This is a genomic window from Streptomyces sp. BE20 (genome assembly GCF_036322525.1).
Classification (GTDB): domain Bacteria; phylum Actinomycetota; class Actinomycetes; order Streptomycetales; family Streptomycetaceae; genus Kitasatospora.
In genome coordinates this window covers 1-3137 of the sequence record NZ_JAQYWW010000291.1, presented here as the reverse complement: position 1 = coordinate 3137, position 3137 = coordinate 1, and the positions used below count along the sequence as shown (strand labels likewise).

Sequence of the window (3137 nt, the reverse complement as noted above, 5' to 3'; positions counted from 1 at the left end):
CTGAGGACAAGCCCTCGGCCTATTAGTACCGGTCAACTCCACCCCTCACAGGGCTTCCATATCCGGCCTATCAACCCAGTCGTCTACTGGGAGCCTTACCCTCTCAAGGAGGTGGGAGTGCTCATCTCGAAGCAGGCTTCCCGCTTAGATGCTTTCAGCGGTTATCCCTCCCGAACGTAGCCAACCAGCCATGCCCTTGGCAGGACAACTGGCACACCAGAGGTTCGTCCGTCCCGGTCCTCTCGTACTAGGGACAGCCCTTCTCAACACTCCTACGCGCACAGCGGATAGGGACCGAACTGTCTCACGACGTTCTAAACCCAGCTCGCGTACCGCTTTAATGGGCGAACAGCCCAACCCTTGGGACCTACTCCAGCCCCAGGATGCGACGAGCCGACATCGAGGTGCCAAACCATCCCGTCGATATGGACTCTTGGGGAAGATCAGCCTGTTATCCCCGGGGTACCTTTTATCCGTTGAGCGACGGCGCTTCCACAAGCCACCGCCGGATCACTAGTCCCGACTTTCGTCCCTGCTCGACCCGTCAGTCTCACAGTCAAGCTCCCTTGTGCACTTACACTCAACACCTGATTGCCAACCAGGCTGAGGGAACCTTTGGGCGCCTCCGTTACTCTTTAGGAGGCAACCGCCCCAGTTAAACTACCCACCAGACACTGTCCCTGATCCGGATCACGGACCCAGGTTAGACATCCAGCACGACCAGAGTGGTATTTCAACGACGACTCCACAACAACTGGCGTTGCTGCTTCAAAGTCTCCCACCTATCCTACACAAGCCGAACCGAACACCAATATCAAGCTATAGTAAAGGTCCCGGGGTCTTTCCGTCCTGCTGCGCGAAACGAGCATCTTTACTCGTAATGCAATTTCACCGGGCCTATGGTTGAGACAGTCGAGAAGTCGTTACGCCATTCGTGCAGGTCGGAACTTACCCGACAAGGAATTTCGCTACCTTAGGATGGTTATAGTTACCACCGCCGTTTACTGGCGCTTAAGTTCTCAGCTTCGCCCCACCGAAATGGAGCTAACCGGTCCCCTTAACGTTCCAGCACCGGGCAGGCGTCAGTCCGTATACATCGCCTTACGGCTTCGCACGGACCTGTGTTTTTAGTAAACAGTCGCTTCTCGCTGGTCTCTGCGGCCACCCCCAGCTCTGACAGCAAGTGCCGTCACCAGGAATGGCCCCCCTTCTCCCGAAGTTACGGGGGCATTTTGCCGAGTTCCTTAACCATAGTTCACCCGAACGCCTCGGTATTCTCTACCTGACCACCTGAGTCGGTTTGGGGTACGGGCCGCCATGAAACTCGCTAGAGGCTTTTCTCGACAGCATAGGATCATCCACTTCACCACAATCGGCTCGGCATCAGGTCTCAGCCTCAATGAGTGACGGATTTGCCTATCACTCGGCCTACACCCTTACCCCGGGACAACCACCGCCCGGGCTGGACTACCTTCCTGCGTCACCCCATCGCTCACCTAATACAGACTTGGTTCAGCGGCTCCACCACGTCCCTTTGTCCGAAGACTCCGGGCCGGCTTCACGGCTTTAGCATCACCTGGTTCAGCGTTGGCGCTTCAAAGCGGGTACGGGAATATCAACCCGTTGTCCATCGACTACGCCTGTCGGCCTCGCCTTAGGTCCCGACTTACCCTGGGCAGATCAGCTTGACCCAGGAACCCTTGGTCAATCGGCGCAAGAGTTTCTCACTCTTGTATCGCTACTCATGCCTGCATTCTCACTCGTGTACCGTCCACGACTGGTTTCCACCGCCGCTTCACCCGGCACACGACGCTCCCCTACCCATCACAGCAGGCGTTGGCCCTATATGCTGCAATGACACGACTTCGGTGATGTGCTTGAGCCCCGCTACATTGTCGGCGCGGAATCACTTGACCAGTGAGCTATTACGCACTCTTTCAAGGGTGGCTGCTTCTAAGCCAACCTCCTGGTTGTCTCTGCGACTCCACATCCTTTCCCACTTAGCACACGCTTAGGGACCTTAGTCGGTGTTCTGGGCTGTTTCCCTCTCGACCATGGAGCTTATCCCCCACAGTCTCACTGCCACGCTCTCACTTACCGGCATTCGGAGTTTGGCTAAGGTCAGTAACCCGGTGAGGCCCATCGCCTATCCAGTGCTCTACCTCCGGCAAGAAACACGTGACGCTGCACCTAAATGCATTTCGGGGAGAACCAGCTATCACGGAGTTTGATTGGCCTTTCACCCCTAACCACAGGTCATCCCCCAGGTTTTCAACCCTGGTGGGTTCGGTCCTCCACGAAGTCTTACCTCCGCTTCAACCTGCCCATGGCTAGATCACTCCGCTTCGGGTCTTGGGCATGCAACTCAAACGCCCTATTCGGACTCGCTTTCGCTACGGCTACCCCACACGGGTTAACCTCGCTACACACCGCAAACTCGCAGGCTCATTCTTCAAAAGGCACGCAGTCACGGCCCACGTCCGAAAACGTGAACGACGCTCCCACGGCTTGTAGGCACACGGTTTCAGGTACTATTTCACTCCGCTCCCGCGGTACTTTTCACCATTCCCTCACGGTACTATCCGCTATCGGTCACCAGGGAATATTTAGGCTTAGCGGGTGGTCCCGCCAGATTCACACGGGATTTCTCGGGCCCCGTGCTACTTGGGAGTTTCTCAAACGAGCCGTACAGATTTCGTCTACGGGGGTCTTACCCTCTACGCCGGACCTTTCGCATGTCCTTCGACTATCCATACGGTTTCTGACTCGCCGACCGGCCGGCAGACCGGTCAAGAAAAATCCCACGACCCCACCAGCGCAACCCCTGCCGGGTCTCACACACTGATGGTTTAGCCTCATCCGGTTTCGCTCGCCACTACTCCCGGAATCACGGTTGTTTTCTCTTCCTGCGGGTACTGAGATGTTTCACTTCCCCGCGTTCCCTCCACATACCCTATGTGTTCAGGTATGGGTGACAGCCCATGACGACTGCCGGGTTTCCCCATTCGGAAACCCCCGGATCAAAGCCTGGTTGACGGCTCCCCGGGGACTATCGTGGCCTCCCACGTCCTTCATCGGTTCCTGGTGCCAAGGCATCCACCGTGCGCCCTTAAAAACTTGGCCACAGATGCTCGCGT

The 3137-nt window shown here is 56.8% G+C and carries 1 rRNA gene; it reads right to left on the bottom strand.

Annotation, left to right across the window (positions count from 1 at the left end):
- Positions 1-2: 2 nt before the first annotated feature.
- Positions 3-3123, bottom strand: a 23S ribosomal RNA gene (locus tag PUR61_RS01615).
- Positions 3124-3137: the final 14 nt, after the last annotated feature.